The 18,015-nt window shown below is 68.8% G+C and carries 18 protein-coding genes, 2 tRNA genes and 1 pseudogene; 11 read left to right on the forward strand and 10 right to left on the reverse strand.

The features are described 5' to 3' along the window. Positions 1–114 precede the first annotated feature (114 nt). On the forward strand, positions 115–3,015 hold the full coding sequence (locus IW245_RS29535; RefSeq protein ID WP_231398979.1) for a S8 family serine peptidase: 2,901 nt from the start codon (positions 115–117) through the stop codon (positions 3,013–3,015). A 50-nt stretch (positions 3,016–3,065) separates the two neighbouring features. On the opposite strand, the gene IW245_RS29540 is transcribed toward IW245_RS29535, so the two are convergent. Together IW245_RS29540 and IW245_RS29545 are read right to left on the reverse strand one after the other, a co-directional pair. Beyond that, positions 3,066–4,235 carry a hypothetical protein gene (locus tag IW245_RS29540; RefSeq protein WP_197006409.1) on the reverse strand — a complete coding sequence of 390 codons (1,170 nt, stop codon included), beginning with the start codon at positions 4,233–4,235 and terminating at the stop codon, positions 3,066–3,068. After that, positions 4,232–4,735, reverse strand: a complete 504-nt coding sequence (locus IW245_RS29545) for a SigE family RNA polymerase sigma factor (RefSeq protein WP_197006410.1) — start codon at positions 4,733–4,735, stop codon at positions 4,232–4,234. Before IW245_RS29545 ends, IW245_RS29540 begins: the two co-directional genes overlap by 4 nt. Positions 4,736–4,803: 68 nt before the next feature. Between IW245_RS29545 and IW245_RS29550 the strand changes: the two genes are divergently transcribed. From IW245_RS29550 to IW245_RS42420, 5 genes are all read left to right on the forward strand, one after another. Beyond that, on the forward strand, positions 4,804–5,550 hold the full coding sequence (locus tag IW245_RS29550) for a CPBP family intramembrane glutamic endopeptidase (RefSeq protein WP_197006411.1): 747 nt from the start codon (positions 4,804–4,806) through the stop codon (positions 5,548–5,550). A gap of 451 nt (positions 5,551–6,001) precedes the next feature. Continuing rightward, a tRNA-Ser gene (locus IW245_RS29555) sits at positions 6,002–6,091 on the forward strand. A 46-nt stretch (positions 6,092–6,137) separates the two neighbouring features. Then, positions 6,138–6,210 (forward strand) — tRNA-Arg (locus IW245_RS29560). Positions 6,211–6,517: 307 nt separating this feature from the next. Next, entirely contained in the window at positions 6,518–7,624 is a 1,107-nt protein-coding gene (locus IW245_RS42735; protein WP_308442135.1) for a zinc-ribbon domain-containing protein, read from the forward strand. Positions 7,625–7,893: 269 nt separating this feature from the next. Continuing rightward, on the forward strand, positions 7,894–9,525 hold the full coding sequence (locus IW245_RS42420) for a S9 family peptidase (RefSeq protein WP_197006413.1): 1,632 nt from the start codon (positions 7,894–7,896) through the stop codon (positions 9,523–9,525). Here the strand turns inward: IW245_RS42420 and IW245_RS29575 are convergent. From IW245_RS29575 to IW245_RS29585, 3 genes are all read right to left on the reverse strand, one after another. Further along, the gene (locus IW245_RS29575) at positions 9,503–9,766 is read right to left on the reverse strand and encodes a tetratricopeptide repeat protein (RefSeq protein WP_197006414.1); all 264 of its coding nucleotides are present in this window, start codon (positions 9,764–9,766) and stop codon (positions 9,503–9,505) included. The genes IW245_RS42420 and IW245_RS29575 overlap by 23 nt on opposite strands. A gap of 11 nt (positions 9,767–9,777) precedes the next feature. Beyond that, positions 9,778–10,074, reverse strand: coding sequence for a hypothetical protein (locus IW245_RS29580; RefSeq protein WP_197006415.1), 297 nt, complete (start codon positions 10,072–10,074; stop codon positions 9,778–9,780). 286 nt (positions 10,075–10,360) lie between these two features. Further along, positions 10,361–11,596, reverse strand: coding sequence for a DnaB-like helicase C-terminal domain-containing protein (locus IW245_RS29585; RefSeq protein ID WP_197006416.1), 1,236 nt, complete (start codon positions 11,594–11,596; stop codon positions 10,361–10,363). Between the two features lie 89 nt (positions 11,597–11,685). Between IW245_RS29585 and IW245_RS29590 the strand changes: the two genes are divergently transcribed. The 3 genes from IW245_RS29590 to IW245_RS29600 all read left to right on the forward strand — a co-directional run bounded on the left by IW245_RS29590 (position 11,686) and on the right by IW245_RS29600 (position 13,427). Then, positions 11,686–11,880: a hypothetical protein gene (locus tag IW245_RS29590; RefSeq protein WP_197006417.1), complete on the forward strand. Its 195-nt coding sequence runs from the start codon at positions 11,686–11,688 to the stop codon at positions 11,878–11,880. 322 nt (positions 11,881–12,202) lie between these two features. After that, positions 12,203–12,799, forward strand: a complete 597-nt coding sequence (locus IW245_RS29595; protein WP_197006418.1) for a ClpP family protease — start codon at positions 12,203–12,205, stop codon at positions 12,797–12,799. Between the two features lie 4 nt (positions 12,800–12,803). Then, a complete protein-coding gene (locus tag IW245_RS29600) occupies positions 12,804–13,427 on the forward strand; it encodes an ATP-dependent Clp protease proteolytic subunit (protein ID WP_197006419.1) in 624 nt (207 codons plus the stop codon). Positions 13,428–13,561: 134 nt separating this feature from the next. Here the strand turns inward: IW245_RS29600 and IW245_RS41060 are convergent. The 3 genes and pseudogenes from IW245_RS41060 to IW245_RS29615 all read right to left on the reverse strand — a co-directional run. Beyond that, positions 13,562–13,807, reverse strand: a pseudogene (locus IW245_RS41060) (helix-turn-helix domain-containing protein); the annotation flags it as partial. A 114-nt stretch (positions 13,808–13,921) separates the two neighbouring features. After that, positions 13,922–14,731 (reverse strand): CAP domain-containing protein, encoded by an 810-nt coding sequence (locus tag IW245_RS42740; RefSeq protein ID WP_372445264.1) that lies wholly within the window; start codon positions 14,729–14,731, stop codon positions 13,922–13,924. After that, positions 14,691–15,389, reverse strand: a complete 699-nt coding sequence (locus IW245_RS29615) for a LysR family substrate-binding domain-containing protein (RefSeq protein WP_197006422.1) — start codon at positions 15,387–15,389, stop codon at positions 14,691–14,693. The genes IW245_RS42740 and IW245_RS29615 overlap by 41 nt, the downstream gene beginning before the upstream one ends. Positions 15,390–15,447: 58 nt before the next feature. Between IW245_RS29615 and IW245_RS29620 the strand changes: the two genes are divergently transcribed. Then, complete coding sequence (locus IW245_RS29620; RefSeq protein WP_233472823.1) at positions 15,448–15,816, forward strand: DUF5997 family protein; 369 nt, start codon at positions 15,448–15,450, stop codon at positions 15,814–15,816. Between the two features lie 116 nt (positions 15,817–15,932). Here IW245_RS29620 and IW245_RS29625 read toward each other — a convergent pair whose 3' ends face one another. Continuing rightward, entirely contained in the window at positions 15,933–16,688 is a 756-nt protein-coding gene (locus IW245_RS29625) for a GbsR/MarR family transcriptional regulator (RefSeq protein ID WP_197006423.1), read from the reverse strand. Positions 16,689–16,844: 156 nt separating this feature from the next. Between IW245_RS29625 and IW245_RS29630 the strand changes: the two genes are divergently transcribed. After that, a complete protein-coding gene (locus tag IW245_RS29630; protein ID WP_497940260.1) occupies positions 16,845–17,582 on the forward strand; it encodes a DUF4097 family beta strand repeat-containing protein in 738 nt (245 codons plus the stop codon). A gap of 107 nt (positions 17,583–17,689) precedes the next feature. Here IW245_RS29630 and IW245_RS29635 read toward each other — a convergent pair whose 3' ends face one another. After that, positions 17,690–17,959, reverse strand: a complete 270-nt coding sequence (locus tag IW245_RS29635; RefSeq protein WP_197006425.1) for a WXG100 family type VII secretion target — start codon at positions 17,957–17,959, stop codon at positions 17,690–17,692. Between the last annotated feature and the right edge of the window lie 56 nt (positions 17,960–18,015).

Below are 18,015 nucleotides of genomic sequence, written 5' to 3' on the forward strand. Positions count from 1 at the left end.
CTTGTCCATTGCGGGGATTGCCTCGACCCCCGGGCGCTGCAATAGAGTCGCGTCGACATGTGTCGTATTCGATCGACAGGTGGTTCCGCAGTGCGTGCGTACCGCAGAAAAATCTTGATTTCCCTCACGCTCGGAGCCACCGCCGTGGCTCTGACCTCGATCCCGTCGATGTCCGAGGCCGCGGCCCAGGGCCCGACGGGTACCTATATCGTCCAGCTCGTCGGCGAGCCGGTCGCGGCGGCCAAGCCCGACGGCGACACCCGGCTGGACAGCCACAGCGCGGCAGCCAAGCAGCGCAGCGGCCTGCTCGCCCAGAACCGGACCCAGGTGCTCAAGTCGGTGCCCGGGGTGAAGAAGCTGTACGACTACCAGTACACCTTCAACGGTTTCGCGGCCCGGATGACCCCCGAGCAGGCGGCCAAGATGGCCGGCACCCCCGGCGTCTCCGCCGTCATCAAGGACGAGGCCCGCACGCTCGACACCGTCTCCACCCCGAGGTTCCTCGGGCTGGACGGCGCGACCGGCGCGTGGAACAAGCAGTTCGGCGACGTCAGCCACGCCGGTGAGGGCGTCATCGTCGGCGTCGTCGACAGCGGCATCCGCACCGACAGCCCGAGCTTCGCCGCCCTCCCGGAGCCCCGCCCGGACCAGGCGATCATCGACAGCAAGTGGCACGGCACCTGCGACCCGACCATCACCTGCAACAACAAGGTGATCGGCGCGCACTGGTACCTGTCGGGCTTCGCCGTTCCCGAGGAGCACCGCTCCCCGCTGGACTTCGACGGCCACGGCTCGCACACCGCCAGCACCGCCGCCGGCAACAACAACGTGACCGCCGTGGTCAACGGCGTGCCCGTCGGCCAGATCTCCGGCATGGCCCCGGCCGCTCGCGTCGCGGCCTACAAGGTCTGCTGGGAGGTCGGGGGCGGCAACGCCAGCTGCTCGACCGCAGACTCGGTCGCGGCCATCGACCAGGCGACCGCCGACGGCGTCGACGTGATCAACTTCTCGATCAGCGGTTCGCTGACCACCAACGTCGACCCGGTCGCCATCGCGTTCTACAACGCGGCCAAGGCCGGCGTGTTCGTCTCCGCGTCCGCCGGCAACTCCGGCGACCAGGGCGCGAGCTCCAACGCGCACAACGCGCCGTGGATCACCACGGTCGCCGCGAGCACCCACGACCGGCTCTGGTCGGCCAAGGCCACCCTGGGCAACGGCGTCACCTACACCGGCGTCGGCCTCGGCCCGGTCGTGCCGTCGGCCCCGTTGATCGCCTCGGCCGCCGCGGCCAAGGCCGGCGCGGACGCCAACCAGGCCCGGCTGTGCTTCACCGGTACCCTCGACCCGGCCAAGGCCGCGGGCAAGATCGTCGTGTGTGACCGGGGCACCAACGGTCGGACCGACAAGAGCGCCGAGGTCAAGGCAGCCGGCGGTGTCGGCATGCTCCTGCTGAACGTCACCCCGAACTCGCTGAACGCCGACTTCCACTTCGTGCCGACCGTGCACCTGGACAACGTGTCCGGCGCGGCCGTGCGGGCCTACCTGGCCGGCACCGCCTCTCCGACCGCCGCGTTCGCCGCCGGTACCCCGGTGGCCGGTCGCGCACCGGAGATGGCGGCGTTCTCCTCCAAGGGACCGGGCCGGATCTCCAACGGTGACCTGCTCAAGCCCGACCTCACCGCCCCCGGTGTCGACGTGCTCGCCGCGGTCTCCCCGGACAGCAGCAACGGCAACGGGTTCGGCACGCTGTCCGGCACGTCCATGTCCAGCCCGCACGTGGCCGGCCTGGGCGCGCTGCTCAAGAGCAAGCACCAGGACTGGGGCCCGATGGCCATCAAGTCCGCCCTGATGACCACCGCCGGCCAGGTCGACAACACCGGCGCGCCGATCCAGCGGGACGGCGCCAACGCCAACCCGTTCGACTTCGGCGCCGGGCACGTCAAGCCGGCCAACGCGTTCGACCCGGGCCTGGTGTACGAGTCGACCTACAACGACTGGGACCGCTTCGTCTGCGCCACCGAGGACGCCCTCAAGGTGAACTGCGACGACGTGCCCAAGCGTGACGCCAGCAACCTGAACTACCCGACGATCGCGATCGGCGACCTGCCCGGGGTGCAGACCGTCACCCGGCGGGTCACCAACGTGACCGACACCAACGCGATCTACCACCTCGACGTCGAGGCCCCGCCCGGCTTCACCGTGGAGGTCACCCCGACCAAGCTGGTCGTCCCGGCGCACAGCCACGACGACTACAAGGTCAAGTTCACCCGGACGACCGCCCCGTTCAACGAGTTCCAGTTCGGCTCGCTGACCTGGCACGACAAGCCCGGCCACAAGGTCCGCAGCGCCATCGCCCTGCGGGCGACCCCGGTCAGCGTGGCCAAGGAGATCGTGGGCACCTCGACCTCCGGCAGCCGTGACCTGGGCGTGGACACCGCGTTCGCCGGTACCGTCACCGCCTCCGTCAACGGTCTGGCCGCCGCGAACACGACCCCGCTGCTGCTGAAGAACCCGACCAGCGGGTCCTTCGACACGGCGAACCCGATGACCAGCGACCACACCGGCAAGGTCGTCGTGACCGTGCCCGCCGGCGCTGACCTGCTGAAGTTCGCGACGTTCGCCGGCGAGTACCCGGACGGCACCGACGTGGACCTGTTCGCCTACCTGCAGACCCCGGGCGGCCTCGTCCAGGTCGGCAACAGCGGCGGGCCGGACGCCTCGGAGTCGATCTCGCTGACGGCCCCGGCCGCCGGCACGTACGAGATCTACGTCGACCTGTTCAGCCTCGGGATGGGCCACTCCGACGTGACCATCAACGGGTACGACTGGGTCCTGTCCGGCAGCGCCGGCAATGCCTCGGTCACCCCGTCGAGCCAGCGTTCCCGGGTCGGTGGCTTCGTCACCTTCACCCTGAACTGGGCTGGCCTGGAGGCCGGCAAGCACTACCTGGGCTTCGTGACCTACGGCGACGGCACCAAGGCCGTCGGCGGCACGACGGTGCGGGTCGACCCGTAACGGATACCGACACAGCGACGGCCCCCGGTTACCCGGGGGCCGTTCGTCGTTCAGCGGACCACGAAAACCCCGGGGTCGGCGCTGAGGCCGGGCACGTTCAGTTCGGTGACCTGGCCCGTGGCCGGCTGGAGCCGGCAGACGGCGTGATCCTGCCCGCCGATCAGGCTGTCCTCGGTCTCCCAACCGAAGTTGTAGAAGGTCGATCCGAACGCCACGACGGAAGGCTTCGGAGCGGTGAACAGGGCGTCGAGGTCGACCACCGTCAGGTGCGCCGGGCCGAAGTGCGGCTCGTTGATGTCGAGGGCGAGGCGGCGACCGGACGGGGAGAGGCTGCCGGCGTAGCCGTAGCTGTCCAGGTCGCAGGACTTGCGGGTGATCCGGAGGCCGGGTGCCGGCTCCAGCTCCGCGATGCACTGCTTGCCGTCGGAGTTCAGGGTGACGCCCACCAGCATGCCGGTGTCCGGGCGTCGGCCGAAGATCCGTACCACGTGGGAGTTGTCCTTCGCGGTGGACACGTAGTCGCCGTCGCCGGGGACCCAGATGTCGTGCTCGTCGTCCCTGCCCCGGTTGAACGCGCCACTGAGCAGCACGACCTTTCCCGTGTACAGCACCGGCCCGGTTTCCGGATTCGCCGGCGCGGCGGTGGACCGCTCGGTGACCAGCACCCCGGACGGGGTGACCGTGCCGACGGCCATCATGGTGTCGTTGCGCCACGCGATGGAGCGGCTGTTCGGGGCGACGGCCACCTGCCGCACCCCGGCCGACAGCGCGATGGGCTTCTGGCCGAGCTGGAGCAGGACCAGGTTCCACCGGTCGTCGATGGCCAGCCAGCCGTCGCCGAACCGGACCACCGTCGTGGCGGGCCGGTCGTAGACGTCGACCTCCTTCCGCTCGGCGGCCCGCCAGATCCGGACGGTGTCCAGGGCCGACCGCACCACGATGTCCACGAGCGGCGGCGCGTCCGCGGCGAGCGTGGGAGTGGGCGCGGCGGTGGGCGTCGTCGCGGGCGGAAGGGGCAGGCTCGAGGACTCCCTGGGCCCGCCGAACGCGGCAGCGGTGCCCACCACCAGCACGAAAGCGGCCAGCACGCCACTGACCAGCCGACGGCGGCGGATGGTCCGCGCGGACCGGATCGCCCGCTCGGCCCGGTCGTGGACCGCGGGCAGCTCGGCGACCTGGCGACCCAGGCTGCGGCGGAGGTCCTCTTCGAATGTGCTCATCGCGCGGTCACCCCTTCCAGAGTGCGGTCGCCGAGCCGGCCGCGCAGGGTGCCCAGCGCGCGGGAGGTCTGGCTCTTCACGGTCCCGACGCTCACTCCGAGGAGCCGGGCGGTCTCCGCTTCGGTCTGGTCCTCGTAGTACCGCAGCACGAGAACCGCGCGCTGCCGGGTCGGCAGCAGCCGGACCTGCCGCCAGAGCGCGTCGCGGGCCACCAGGTCGTCGGACTCGTCCGGCCCGGCGACCTCCGGCAGAACGTCGGCGGGCCGTTCCCCCAGCCACCGCCGCCGCCACCAACTCGTCGCCGTGTTGACCAGGACCTTCCGGACGTACGGCTCCACGGCGTCGATCTCCCCGAGCCGCCGCCACGCGAGATACGTCTTGGTCAGCGACGTCTGGAGCAGGTCCTCAGCCCGGTGCCAGTCGCCGACCAGGAGATACGCCGTCCGCAGCAGCGCCGGCGAGCGGGCGGCCACGAAGTCGCGGAAATCCTGTTCGTTCATGAAGGCCTCTCTGTGGTGTCCACGGACGAGACGCTCTGGGCCGGCCGGATGGTTGGCATACTTCCCGGGTGGAGACGACGACGAATGCGCGCACCGGGATCCGTACCGAGATCGCCCTGGTCCTCGGGGTGTCCCTCGGAGCCTCGGCCGTCTACTCCGCGGTGAGCCTGCTGGCCAAACTGACCGCCGGCAAGCCACTGGCCGACCAGCACGCGACCCTGAACGCCTCCCAGGCCCCGGGCCGGCCGTGGCTCGACCTTACCTACCAGCTGCTCGGAATCGCCTTCGCCGTCCTCCCGGCCCTGTTCGCCGTGCACCTGCTCCGCCGGGACGACCCGCAAGCACTGCGCGTCGAACGCCGACCACTCTTCGACACGCTCACCGGCGCGGGCCTCGCGGCACTGATCGGCATCCCCGGCCTGGTCCTGTACGTCGGAGCCCGGGCCCTGGGCCTCAACGCGAGCGTCATCCCCGCCGCCCTGCCCGACATGTGGTGGACCGTGCCGGTACTCATCCTCGCCGCCGTGCAGAACGCGATCCTGGAGGAGGTGGTCGTCGTCGGCTACCTGCTGACCAGACTGCGGCAGCTGCACGTCCGGCTGCCCGTCGCGCTGGCCGCGAGCGCGCTCCTGCGCGGTTCGTACCACCTGTACCAAGGATTCGGCGCCTTCGTCGGCAACGCGATCATGGGCCTGGTGTTCGGCCTGGTCTTCACGCGGACCCGCCGGGTGTGGCCGTTGATCATCGCGCACTCGGTGCTGGACATCGTCGCGTTCGTGGGGTGGACGCTCGGCGGAAACAAACTCCTCTCCTAGGGGTACCCGCCAGTTCTGTCTGATTCTTTCCAGTTTCCCAATTTGCGTGAAGATTGTTGTACTTCATGAAGGGTGCTCGGGTGCCCTTCATCACCCATCCGGCGTGGCCGCCCCGGATGAGTGGCGGGGTGTCGTCGACCACAGCCCGGCCCCCCGGTCCGGTTGTCGGCGCCCCGGGTGGTCGGGTCCGCCCAGGGTTGGGCGGGCCCGACCAGCTCGCTCGGTCTCTCTGCCGCACGTCCTCGCTTGGCTGGGCCTCCTGGCTTGGCTGGGTCTGACCGGCTGGCTCTGACCTGGTCTGACGCGGGGTGATCGGGCTGGCCCTGCGGGTCCGGTCCGGTCTCGGTGGTGTGGCGGGTGGGCGGGTTGGAGCTGTGGCCGGGTGCCACTTTGCGCCACCTGAGCCGGACCCTGTATCCTCAACCGGCGGCTCGGTGTACCGAATCGTTTGGGAGGCTTCGCCTAGTCCGGTCTATGGCGCCGCACTGCTAATGCGGTTTGGGCTTAACGCCCATCCGGGGTTCAAATCCCCGAGCCTCCGCCCAAGTTTGGGTTACACATCCCGGTGTGTAGACTGAACGAGGTTTGCGCCCGTAGCTCAATGGATAGAGCATCTGACTACGGATCAGAAGGTTAGGGGTTCGAGTCCCTTCGGGCGCACATAGTTTGACCTGGGCTCCTTCCTCCGTTCGGAGGACGGGGCCTGGTTCATTTTCTGGACCGGATGACACCGCCGAGGCAGCCCGATTTACCTGCTTTTCCTCCCTGTTCCCGGGCAGGACCGCAACATCCGAGCAACAACGGAGCAACGCGGAGCCGGGAAGAAGCTGTTGAGAGGCACCTCGCGCAGGTGGGGTTTCAAAGCAAATATCCAACGACGGTACGTCGGAGGTCGTGGAAATCTTGCTGACCGCTGGCATCGGTCCGTGCCAGCCGCAGCTTGTGGCGTCCGGGTAGCCTCGGGCGAATGTCAGCTGTCCGAGGAGCCGAGCCGGCCGACGGGTCCAGCACCGGCGTGGCGGTCCAGTGCGGTTCGGGAAGCGTGGCAGCCGCGGACGGTGGCGGTCGGCGGTCCAGGGCCCGCCGTGGCTTGTTCGCCGACGAGAGCCGTGTATTGGTGGCCGAGTGGGCCGTTGACCTCAATGGGCCGATCCCCACAGCCCTGACAGCAGGGTCGGGTCTGCGGGTCTGGTGGCGGTGCGGGCAGTGCGGCCACACTTGGCAGGCGGTGGTCGGGGTCCGGGTGCGCACCGGTACCGGCTGCCCGGCGTGTGCCCCGGCGCGTGGGCTGGCTACCCGACAGGCCGGGCGGACCTTGGCGATGGTGCGCCCTGATCTGGTCGCCGAGTGGGACCACGAACGCAACGACATCGCCGCGCAGGCCGTAACCGCCGGATCCGGGCGCGTCGTGTGGTGGCGGTGCTCCCGGTGCGGATGGCAGTGGCAGGCCCAGATCGCTACTCGGGTCCGTGTCCCCGAAGGCACCGGCTGCCCGTCCTGCGCCGGCCGCTACTGCCAGCCTTTGTCCGAGTCACACCCGCACTTGGCAGCTCAATGGGACCGTGCACGCAACCCGGTCGGCCCGGGTGAGGTCACAGCCGGATCCGTGCGGGTCGTGGCGTGGCGGTGCGCTCGCGGACACCACTGGACGGCGACGATCGCCTCCCGGGCCTCCGGAGCCGGAGGGTGCTTGCACTGCCCGCGCACGCCCACCCCGCCGTTGTCGATGTCCCACCCTTGGCTGGCCACTGCATGGGACACCGAGAGCAGCGGCCCCTTGCGCGATGTCGTCACCTCCGGCACTGCGGCCGTCGTCGGTTGGCGCTGCGAGCAGGGGCACCGCTGGACCGCCGCCATCAAAGCCCGGGCAGCCGGCGCCCACCCGTGCCCCCGATGCCCGGCCACCAACAAGCGCCAGCCCGGCACCCCATCGGCGGCCAAGCTTGACCCGGATCAGGTCCGCGCCATCCGCGCCGATCCGCGGCCTACCCGCGAGATCGCGCACACCCACCAGGTCACCACCAGCACGATCACCCGCATCAAATCCGGTCGGTCCTGGCCGAACCTCACCTGACGCAGCTCGACCCACCCTGACTACCCTCAGCCGAAGAGCAGGTGGGAGGAATTTGGTAGGCGCTCGGAGTGGTACGGGCTCGTAGGATGGGCCGTATGTCCTCCTATCGCGACTTCCGGCCGACCTTGCGATTCCAGGCCATGCTGGCGCTGTCCCCTGATGGACAACAGGTCGCCTATGCCGACGACGCAGCGGGTCAGTTCAATCTGACGGTCCAGCCCGTTGCCGGCGGTTCCTCGCGCCGGATCACTGGATTCCAGGATCACACTGTGCGACGGGCCTCGTGGCATCCCGACGGGATGTCCCTGGTGTTCGAAGCCGACCACAAGGGTGACGACCTGACCCAGCTGTACCTGGTCGCTCCGGGGGACGAAGAGCCGCAGGCCATCACCGAGACTGTCGGGGCCCAGTTCAAGTTGCCGACGGGTCGGGCGTTCTCCCCGGATGGTCAGTTCATCGCATATGAGGGCAACGATCGTGATCCGGCGGATCAGGACATCATCGTCCGGACGGTCAAGACCGGTGAGGTGCGTCGGATCTACACGGACGGCGGCCGGATGAGCCTCGGCGGTTGGTCGCCGGACGGGTCGGAGTTGAGCTTCAGTCTGGGTACCGGCGGATATGACCACGTGCTCCATGTGGTTTCCGTTGAGGACGGCGCGGTGCGGCGGCTTTCCCCGCCCGAGAACGCGTCTGTTTATCTCGGCCCATGGCTGCCAGATGGATCCGGCATCGTGGTGCGCACGGATGCCGGGCGGGAATTCAAGGGCCTCGCGGTGATCAACGCCGCCGACGGCCACTTGACCTGGCTCGACACCCCGGACTGGGATGTCGAGTCGGTCACGTTGTCCGCGAACGGCCGGGTGCTGGTATGGATGGTCAACGTCGACGGCGCCACCGAACTGCACGCCCGGGACCTGACCACCGGCGACGATCTGCCGGTGCCCGCACTGCCCCTGGGGCAGGCCGACGAGCTGGCTGTCTCGGCAGACGGCAGCTTCGCCGTCATGCGCATGTCCACGCCCGCCCGCCCCTGGAACATCGCAGTGGTCGACCTCGCCACCGGGGCCGTCCGGTGGCTGACGGACTCCCGGCCAGAGGCGGCGGATTCCACCTCCTTCGTCGAGCCGACCCTGGTGCACTACGAGACCTTCGACGGTCGCACCATCCCGGCCTACCTCTACCGTCCGACGGACAAGGTCGCGCCGATCGGGGTGCTGCTATCCGTGCACGGCGGCCCGACATACCAGGAGAGGCCCGTCTACATGTACGACGGGTTCTACCAGTACCTGGCCAGCCAGGGCATCGCCGTGCTCGCTCCCAACGCGCGCGGCTCCACGGGATACGGCAAGCCCTACCAGAAGCTCGTCTACCGAGACTGGGGCGGAGACGATCTCAAAGACTTCGCCCACGCCGCCCGCTACCTACAGGCGCAAGACTGGGCCGACCCCGCCAAGATCGGACTGTTCGGGGCCTCCTACGGCGGATTCGTCGTGCTGTCCTGCCTGGCCAGGCTGCCCGAGATCGACTGGGCCGCCGGAGTGAGCATGTTCGGTCCGAGCAACCTCGTCACCCTCGCCGAGGCGACCCCGAAGGCGTTCCGCTCCCTGGTCGCCGAGGTGATCGGTGACCCGGACACCGAAGCCGACCGGATGCTCGCCCAGTCACCGATCACCTACGCCGACCAGATCCGCAGCCCACTGTTCGTCTGGCAGGGCGCCAGGGACACCCGCGTGCCGCAGGGCGAGAGCGACCAGCTGGTCGACCGACTACGGGCCCGTGGGGTGGAAGTCCGCTACGACGTGTACCCGGACGAGGGCCACGGTCTGACGAAGACGGAGAACCAGATCCAGGCCCGGTCGGACGTCGCCGAGTTCCTCATCGCCCATCTGAGGAACTAGCCAGCAGGTTCTCGAGTGAGCTTCTGATGAAGCCTTCGAGAATCGTCGGCCGGGGCTGGGCCACTAGGTCGAGCGCCCGCAGCAGGGTCACCTTCGCCCGGTCGGGGTGGCCCTGCTGCTGAAGGCACAGACCCATCCCGCGAAGACACTGTGCCTCCCCTGCCAGGTCACCGAGGATCCGGCTGGTGTCGAGGGCGCGCTGGAATCCAGACTCGGCATCATCGAATCGCCGCTGCTCCATTCTCAGCATGCTCAGCCAGAACAGAGCCTGCCCATTGCGGAGTCGCTGTCGCCGCGGAAGCGATCGAGCATGGCGACGAGGGAGCTGACTGTCGCCTGTCCGTGCGGATCATCGATCCGGTCGAACAGCCGTGAGGACTCATCAAGGTACTCGTCCGCGCGGACGTGTTCGTTGCGGCTGCCCCACAGCAGCCCCAGCCGGTACAGGATCGCGGCCTGGCCGCGCTCGTCGGCCGCCTGCTGGGTCACCTCCAGCGCCAGGTCGAGCACGTCCTGCCACTCGTCGAAGAAACGGAGCCGTTCGTACATCGCCGAGGAGGAGCGATGAGCGCAGCTCGCCGACAAGCTCGACCGGCACGGTGGGGACGAGGGTGTACCGGTGCTGTGTGTCGTCGCCGAACTCCTCGGTGAGTTCAACGCGACCATCAATCCCGGCCAGGTGGACTCCGACGGATGGGCCGGCTGGCCGCGCGCATCCACAACCGGCTCGCGATCAAAGCGGCCTGGTGAATACGTGTAGGTACGTTTGGATGTCCACTCGGGAGCAGGACCCGGAATCGCAGCTTGACGCCAGACGACGGCTTCGCCCGGTCCATCAGTATGCGGCGATGTCGACGAAGCGGCACAGGTGCAGCTGCGCGGCCACCGTGATTGTGTCCCGAGGGCCGTTTCTGTGCTTTACCACCAGCAGGTCGGCTTCGCCGACCCGAGGCGTCTCGACGTCGTGCAGCTCCTCGCGATGCAACACGATCACAACGTCCGCGGACTCGAACACGACCGGGTCGACATTGGCGACTCCAGGGGCAGTGCCGGGTGCCGGCAACGAGTCCAGAGGGCCGACGACGACAACCGGGCAGTTCAAACGTCGAGCCAACGCTCTTAGGTCGGCCAATGCCCTGCGGGATTCGTCACGCTGTGGGGGCAGGAGGGTATCGACCACGACCAGGCGGAGGGGCAACTCCGCATGTATGGCGAGGGCCTGGTCGCACATCTCCTCGACCGTCATTAGCGCCGCGTCATCAATCATCAAGGGTGCCTCTGTTACCTCGCCCATCCGCCGGGCGAGCTTCGTCCAATCGTCGTCGGACAGCTGCCCGGAACGGATTACATGTAGTGGCACTCGGGCCTCAGCGGACAGGATGCGGTATGTCGCGTCGACTTTGGTCAGATTCGCCGTGTACAAGATGCACGGCATGCCGTGACGGATAGCCACGGTCCGCAGCAGGTCCATCGCCAGGGTCAGTTTGCCGACCGTGGGCTCGCCCGTGATCGCGGTGATCGTCCCGGGTTGCAGTCCGCTCAACAACCGGTCCAAATCGACGAAGCCCGTCGGCACCACGACAGGGGTCTCGCCCATCGACTCGATGGTGTCGAGGACGAGCTGAAACGTGTCGCTCAGCAGCAGGCCCGAGGTTATCCCGCCGTGGTTGTGCTCGGTGGGTTCCTCGTGGGGCCGCCCCGCCAGCTTCCCCAAATCACCGACACTTCGTGTCTCGCTGCTCTGGGCTAGACGCTCGGCCTGGATCGCAGCCTTCCACAGCCGGCGGAACTCGTCCTCATTGCCGCCGAGAGCGTCCACGACGAGTTCCAACAGGCCCCAGCCCGGCACTTTCGGCCCACGGAAGATCGAGTAGACCGTGGAGAAGGCGACGATGCCGTCCGTCAGCTTGGCGATCCGTCGGGTGCTGGGCTCGCCAGCGTCTAGGTGGAGCTCGTGCAGTCGGTCGAACAACTCTGTGACCGGGCCAGGCGGGGTGTCGCTTCGCTTCAGGGGAGGCATGTCGCCTTCCGTCTCGTTGGTGTTCTGTTTCGTACAGCGGTGTTCCTCCATTGAACAGTATGGGTGTTCAACCGTTCATCCGTCGCTCCGACGGGGGATCGTCGAGATATCGGCTCGAATCCTCGGTAGGGAGACTGAAAGTGAAGGCACGAACGGCATGGTTGCTGCACGTGACCCAGGGCTCTGCGCTGCTGGCGGGACTAGTGACAGTCGCAGCCTGGGTGAAGGACGTCCAGGCGCTGGAACTGGTAAAACTGGGAGGCGCGACGTTCGCCGGTGCCGTGCTACTCGGAATTTGCATGGTGCAATTCGCCACCGGCCCGGAGAAGCGGTAGGGCAGGGGTTTCGTCTGAACCAACGAGTACGGCCCGCCCCAGTGCCGCAGGTCACCGGGTAGTGCTGAATGCCGTCGGGCATACGGACACCATTCCCGTCCAGGTCGGTCGAACTCGGGGCCCCAATCCAAGAATCCACGGCCCCTCTCACTGCGGCTTGCGCGCGGCACGCCACGCAGTCCCGGGTCCGGCAGGCCGCGGCTGGCCCGCCGACAGCCCGATCTGCCCGTGGCTAAGTCGCTCTCAGCAGATTGTCTTGGTGTGCCACCCCGTCGAGCCAGATCGTAGGAGGCGAACAAGCCGAGGGAACAGGAGCGCGGACATGGACACCACCGCCACGTTGGATGACGACCTCAGTAAGAGACTGCTGCACGAACGGATCATCGTGCTCGGGTCCGATGTCGAGGACCAGATCGCCAACCGGATCTGCGCGCAGCTTCTGGCCCTGTCCGCCGAGGACCCGCGCCGTGACGTCGCGCTGTACCTGAACTCGCGAGGCGGATCGGTGCTCGCGGGGCTGGCCGTCTACGACATGATGCAGCTCATCCCCAACGATGTGATCACCGTGGCGATGGGGCTGGCCGGGAGTATGGCGCAGTTCCTGTTGTGCGCCGGGACGCCGGGCAAGCGGTTTGCGCTGCCCAACGCGCAGATCCTCATGCACCAGGGGTCGGCTGGGCTGGGCGGCACCGCTGCCGACGTGGAGATCTACGCCAGCCAGCTGGAACGGATCAGCACCGTGATGAGCACGTTGACCGCCGGGCACACCGGGCAGCCGGTCGCGACGATCGTGCAGGACGGGCTGCGGGATCGCTGGTTCAGTGCGCAGGAGGCGCTCGACTACGGGATGGTCGACCACCTCGTCGAGCACATCGACGACATCCGCCCTGGCGTGGTCAAGCACCGGATGGGGGCGTAGGGCGATGGGCCAGTACACGATTCCCACCGTGATCGAGCGGACCTCGCGCGGCGAGCGTGCCTTCGACATCTACTCCCGGCTGCTGTCGGAGCGGATCATCTTCCTCGGCACGGAGATCACCGATGACGTCGCCAACGTGATCATCGCGCAGCTGCTGCACCTGCAGTCCGAGAGCGCCGACACGGAGATCGCGTTCTACATCAACTCGCGGGGTGGCTCCTACAGCGCGCTGACCGCGATCTACGACACGATGCAGTACGTCCGGCCGGACGTCGCCACCTTGTGCGTCGGGCAGGCGTCCTCGGCGGCGGCCGTGTTGCTGGCGGCGGGGACGCCCGGAAAGCGGACGGTGCTCAGGCACGCCAAGGTGGTGCTGCACCAGCCTTCCACGGAGGAGGGTTCGTTCGACGTCGCCCAGGGGACACTGCCAGACCTGGCGATCCGGGCGCGCGAGGTGTCGCGGGTGAGGGCCGAGATGGATGACATTCTCAGCCGGCATACCGGTCATCCGGTGCAGAAGATCCACCACGACATCGATCGGCACAAGACGTTCAGCGCCGACGAGGCGGTCGAGTACGGCTTGGCCGATGAGGTCATCACGACCGTGAAGGCATTCCCGAGGGGCTAGGCGGCCAGGGCATAGGCGTCGCCGGCCCGTCGGACCGGCGACGTCGCCACCTCGAAATGCCCTGCGGTCATCCGGCGGATCGGAGCTGGCGTGGCAACGACGCTCTCCGCCGAGATCTGGAAGGCGATGGCGACGAGCAGGTCCGACAACTCGATGCCGAGCGCGGCGCACAGTGCGGCGAGCACCTCGGAGGAGGCCTCCTTCAGGCCACGCTCCAGTTCAGACAAATAGGGCATGGAGACCCGCGCTCGCAATGCGACATCGGCCAGTGTGCGCCCTTGTTCGAGGCGCATGCGGCGCAGCGTGTCGCCCAGCGCCGAGCGCAGCAGCACCCGACGTGGAGTCGCCTGGGCGCGGGCTCGGTCCGCCGGATTCAGCATGAGTCCTTTATAGCCAGGCGGGCCACGCCCCGACAGCCGAGTTCGCTACGGGCAGAGAAGCCCGCCCGACCGCGTCGCACTTCACCTGCCGAACTCAGATCGCGGGTGAGCTGTTCAGTAGTCGATTCTGATGGCGGCCACCACGTTCCTGCCGTTGCTGACGATGGCACCGCCCGCGATCGTGGACGTCGGATGGGTCAGGGCGGCCTTGTGCGGTGGACTGTTGAACCACATGGCGATCAGCTGGTCGACGGTCATGTTCGGGCCGCCCATGGCCAGTACCTCATATCCGCAGTGTGTCATCTTTCCCGCGGCCAGGGACTTTCGCGCGCAGTCCTCGCCCAGCGCGGACAGGTTCGCGTTGTAGGCCACCGGCTTGAGTCTCATGGCCTGGCGTTTCACGTTCAGGGCCGTGACCAGTTCGGAGCGGCCCCGGACGGTGACACCCGACTGGTCGCGCGCCGGCTGCGGCGGGGCTGAGGTGCGTGGGGGCTGGGCCGCCGGGCGGGGGGACTGCTGCGCGGCCGATGGCGACGCGCTCGGAGTGGGTGACGGCGTCGGGGTGGGGGATTCGATTGCCGGGCTTGAGGGGGTGGGCTGGGCGACGGGGGCGGATCGGGGAGACCCGCATCCGGCCACCGCCGCCGCGAGGGCCAGACACACGGTGGCCGCGCGCAGGAACTGTGCGGATGCGGGAAAGGAAGGGAGTCTCAAGGGATTCTCCGAGCGAGAGAACGGGCTGCCGGCGACCGCGTCGACCCGGGCGGATCGATCAGCGGTCACCGTACGGCCGCGCCGTGTCGCGAAGGCCCGAACTTCAGGCAAAGTTAAGGTCGCGCCGGAGCTGCGGGGTGAGCCTGCGGCACGCGGGGACTGGGAAACGTCAGCGCTTGCGTCGCCCCGGGCTCTGGCCGCGACGGACACCCGATCGCCGGGCCGGTTCGCCGGCCGGGGGCGGCGGCTGGGTCCGGCCCCGGGTGCTGTTCGCGGTCCGGCCGCGGACGATGCCGATCATCTCCTCGATCAGATCGTTCTGCTCGTCGCGCCGCCAGACGAGCGCGACGGACGACTGTGGGGCGTCGGTGACCACCCGGTAGGTGACGTCGCGGCGGTTGTGCAGCCGGGCGAGGGACTGCGGAACGAGGAGGACGCCGACGGTCGCGGCCACGAGCTCGACGGCGTCGACGGTGGTGGCGGGGCGGGGGGCCGTCAGCGTGGCGGTCGGCGGGCCGGTCCAGGGGAGCACGTCGTCCAACGGCTGCGACAGCTTCAGGTCGACGAGATCGGCGAGGGTGACCTCGTCGGACGCGGCGAGCGGGTGGTCGCGGGGGACCACGACGACGGTCGCCTCGGTGTACAGCGGAATGGCGTGGAACATGTCCGGATCCACCGGAAGCCGGACCAGGCCGGCGTCCGCCTCCCCCGAAAGGAGGGCCCCGAGCTGGGCGTGCTCGGCGGGCATGATCCGCAGCGCCACCTCCGGCCGCCGCTCGGACCACACGCGGCTCCACTTGTCCACGGTGACGCCGGGGACGATCAGTAGCCGGAATGTCGGCGGGCGGCGATCCTCGGCGGCGGGCATGCTGGTCAGGGTACTGGGGGATCCGCCCGCCCGGACGCCGGCCCGCTAACCTGACCTGGTGAGCAAGCCTAAGAAGTCCCAGATGATGAAGCCCTCGACAGCGGCGCTGAAGCTCGAGGTATACCTGCCGGCCACGCCTCCGGAGTTCCAGGAGGGCATGGTGTCCCGGGAGGAGTTCGACGACCTCCAGCACAACCCGCCGCCGTGGCTGGCCGACCTGCGCAAGAACGGCCCGCACCCGCGGCACGTCGTCGCCGCCCGGCTGCGGGTGTCCAACAGCGGGCTGGCGCGCGCGGGCATCACGGAACCGCTCACGACCGCGGAGATCGCCGACCTCATCGCCGACCCGCCGGAGTGGCTCGTCCGCGAGCGCGAGACGTACGCCGAGGTGCTGCGGGAGCAGCGGATCCAGCGGGAAAAAGAGTAGTGGTTCGTCCCGGCCTGGGAAGGTAGCCCCGGGCCGGGTGTCGTGAATTCGCCGCGCCGTCCAGCCCGGTGGTATGGCGGTGACGAGTTCGTCGTGGTGCTTCCCGGGCCCGTCGACTATCCGCGATCCGGATCCGGCCCGGTGGTGCCGCCCGGGGCCGACGGGGCCCTGGTGTGCAGGACCTCGCGGGCCTGCTCCGCGGCGCGGGCGATGCTCTCGCCGATGAAGTCGACGAAGCGGGCGATGCTCTCCAGTCGGGCGGCGGCCGGGGTGCCGGGGCCGAGGACGCTGACGCCCTTGCGTGCGGTCTCGGCGAGCAGGGCGCTGGACCGGGCGCTGGCGATCGTCGACTGGTACCAGACGTCGTCGTCGACGACGTAGCGCTCGCGGCGGCGTTCGTCGCGTTCCCGGCGGATGAGGCCCTGGCTTTCGAGGAACGTGATCGCCTTGGAGACCGACGCCGGGCTGATCTGGAGGCGCCCGGCGAGTTCCGCCGCGGTGAGGCTGCCGACGTCTGTGGTGTAGAGGCAGGTCAGCACCCTGGACATCATCTTGGGCAGGCCCTGCTGCATGAGCAGGGTGGTGAACGTCTCCTCGTACTCGGCCACGGCCTCGGCGTCGCGGCCGTGGGCCTGCACCGCCGATCGTGGCCCCTGGGGCGGGGCCTGCCTGCGCCGGTGGGTGCGGCGTTCGGTGGCGCGATGGGCCAGGTCGGCGCGGTAGGTGGTGGGGCCGCCGTTGCGCATGACCTCGCGCGTGACCGTCGAGGTCGGACGGTCGAGCCGTCGGGCGATCTCCGCGTAGGCGAGGCCGTCGGCGAGCCCCAGCGCGATCTGCTGGCGTTCCGGCTGGGTGAGTCTGCCTCCCGGCATCGCGGTCTCCTTCGGGGTCCCTGAGGCCCCCAGCATAGCGTTCACTTCTGATTCAATGCAACGAACGAGGGCACTGTCGTTGCATTGAATTCACAGCCACTGCAACGATTTCATCCTGGTGACCTGCATAAATGACTTCTAGATGCAACGAGAGACTTGAAGGATCCGCAAAGGAAACGTAGCGTTTCCGTTGTTCGAAACAACGAGTCACAGGAGAGCACGATGCAGAAGTTCGACACCATCGCCCCGATCGCCGCCATCCTCGACATCCCGGCCGGGCGCGTGCGGTTCATCGCCGCCGACCGGTCCGACAGCACCGTCGAGGTACTGCCCGCCGACGCCTCCAAGAAGCGCGACGTGAAGCTGGCCGAGCAGATCAAGGTCGCGTACGCCGACGGCGTCCTGCGGATCGAGGCCCCGGCGGCGACGAGCCAGCTCCTCGGCCCCACCGGATCCGTGGAGGTGACGGTCCAGCTGCCCTCCGGCTCCCGGGTCGAGGCGAAGGCGCCGGCCGCCGAGTTCCGGGCCGTCGGACGGCTCGGCGACGTCACCATCGAGGGCGCGTACGGCCCGATCAAGATCGACGAGGCGGCCAGCGCCCGGATCACCACCGCTGCCGGCGACGTCACGATTGGCAGGCTGGGCGGGCCGGCGGAGATCAGTACCCAGAAGGGGGACATCCGGGTCGCGGAGGCCGTGCGCGGCACTGTCGTCCTGCGCACGGAGGCCGGCGACGTGTCGATCGACGCGGCCCCCGGAGTCTCGGCCGCGATGAACGCCGGCACCTCCCACGGCCGCATCCACCACGCGCTCAGCAACACCGAGGGCGCCGCGGCCCAGCTCGACATCCACGCGACCACGGGCTACGGCGACATCACCGGCCGCAGCCTCTGAGGCACGACCTGTTCGTGGAGGCCCACGACGGCGCGGACAACCCCGGGGCCCGGGGCCGGCGGACGTCGACGCCCGGATCAAGCCCCGGGCGTCGACGGAAGGGCCGGTCAGGAGGCCGAAGCCTGCTCCTGCTGGTTGGCGTTGTTGGTCGCCTTTGTCGCGGCGTCACGCAGTGCGGTCGCCACTGTGTGCAGCTGGGTACGGTGCGTGCCCTGCCACTCGCTGCGGAACCCCTCCGCGTCGTGACCCACCCACTGCACGTGCTCCAACTGGGTGCTGAGCGCGTTGGAGATCGTCTCGATCTCGTCGGCCTTGCTGTTCAGCTGGGTCGCGAGACTGCGAACCGCCGAAACGTCCATTCCGATGAAGCTTGTCATGATCTTCCCTCTTTCGATCCTCAGTGGAAACAACGTATCCCCGGCCACCCGCAGGC

Source organism: Longispora fulva (assembly GCF_015751905.1).
GTDB lineage: Bacteria > Actinomycetota > Actinomycetes > Mycobacteriales > Micromonosporaceae > Longispora > Longispora fulva.

What these genes read in the sequence shown, in the direction of transcription:
- IW245_RS29540 (WP_197006409.1), bottom strand. Translation starts at nt 4,235, where the DNA reads ATGAGCACATTCGAAGAGGACCTCCGCCGCAGCCTGGGTCGCCAGGTC.
- IW245_RS29545 (WP_197006410.1), bottom strand. Translation starts at nt 4,735, where the DNA reads ATGAACGAACAGGATTTCCGCGACTTCGTGGCCGCCCGCTCGCCGGCG.
- IW245_RS42735 (WP_308442135.1), top strand. Translation starts at nt 6,518, where the DNA reads ATGTCAGCTGTCCGAGGAGCCGAGCCGGCCGACGGGTCCAGCACCGGC.
- IW245_RS29575 (WP_197006414.1), bottom strand. Translation starts at nt 9,766, where the DNA reads ATGGAGCAGCGGCGATTCGATGATGCCGAGTCTGGATTCCAGCGCGCC.
- IW245_RS29580 (WP_197006415.1), bottom strand. Translation starts at nt 10,074, where the DNA reads ATGTACGAACGGCTCCGTTTCTTCGACGAGTGGCAGGACGTGCTCGAC.
- IW245_RS29585 (WP_197006416.1), bottom strand. Translation starts at nt 11,596, where the DNA reads ATGGAGGAACACCGCTGTACGAAACAGAACACCAACGAGACGGAAGGC.
- IW245_RS29595 (WP_197006418.1), top strand. Translation starts at nt 12,203, where the DNA reads ATGGACACCACCGCCACGTTGGATGACGACCTCAGTAAGAGACTGCTG.
- IW245_RS29600 (WP_197006419.1), top strand. Translation starts at nt 12,804, where the DNA reads ATGGGCCAGTACACGATTCCCACCGTGATCGAGCGGACCTCGCGCGGC.
- IW245_RS29615 (WP_197006422.1), bottom strand. Translation starts at nt 15,389, where the DNA reads ATGCCCGCCGCCGAGGATCGCCGCCCGCCGACATTCCGGCTACTGATC.
- IW245_RS29625 (WP_197006423.1), bottom strand. Translation starts at nt 16,688, where the DNA reads ATGCCGGGAGGCAGACTCACCCAGCCGGAACGCCAGCAGATCGCGCTG.
- IW245_RS29635 (WP_197006425.1), bottom strand. Translation starts at nt 17,959, where the DNA reads ATGACAAGCTTCATCGGAATGGACGTTTCGGCGGTTCGCAGTCTCGCG.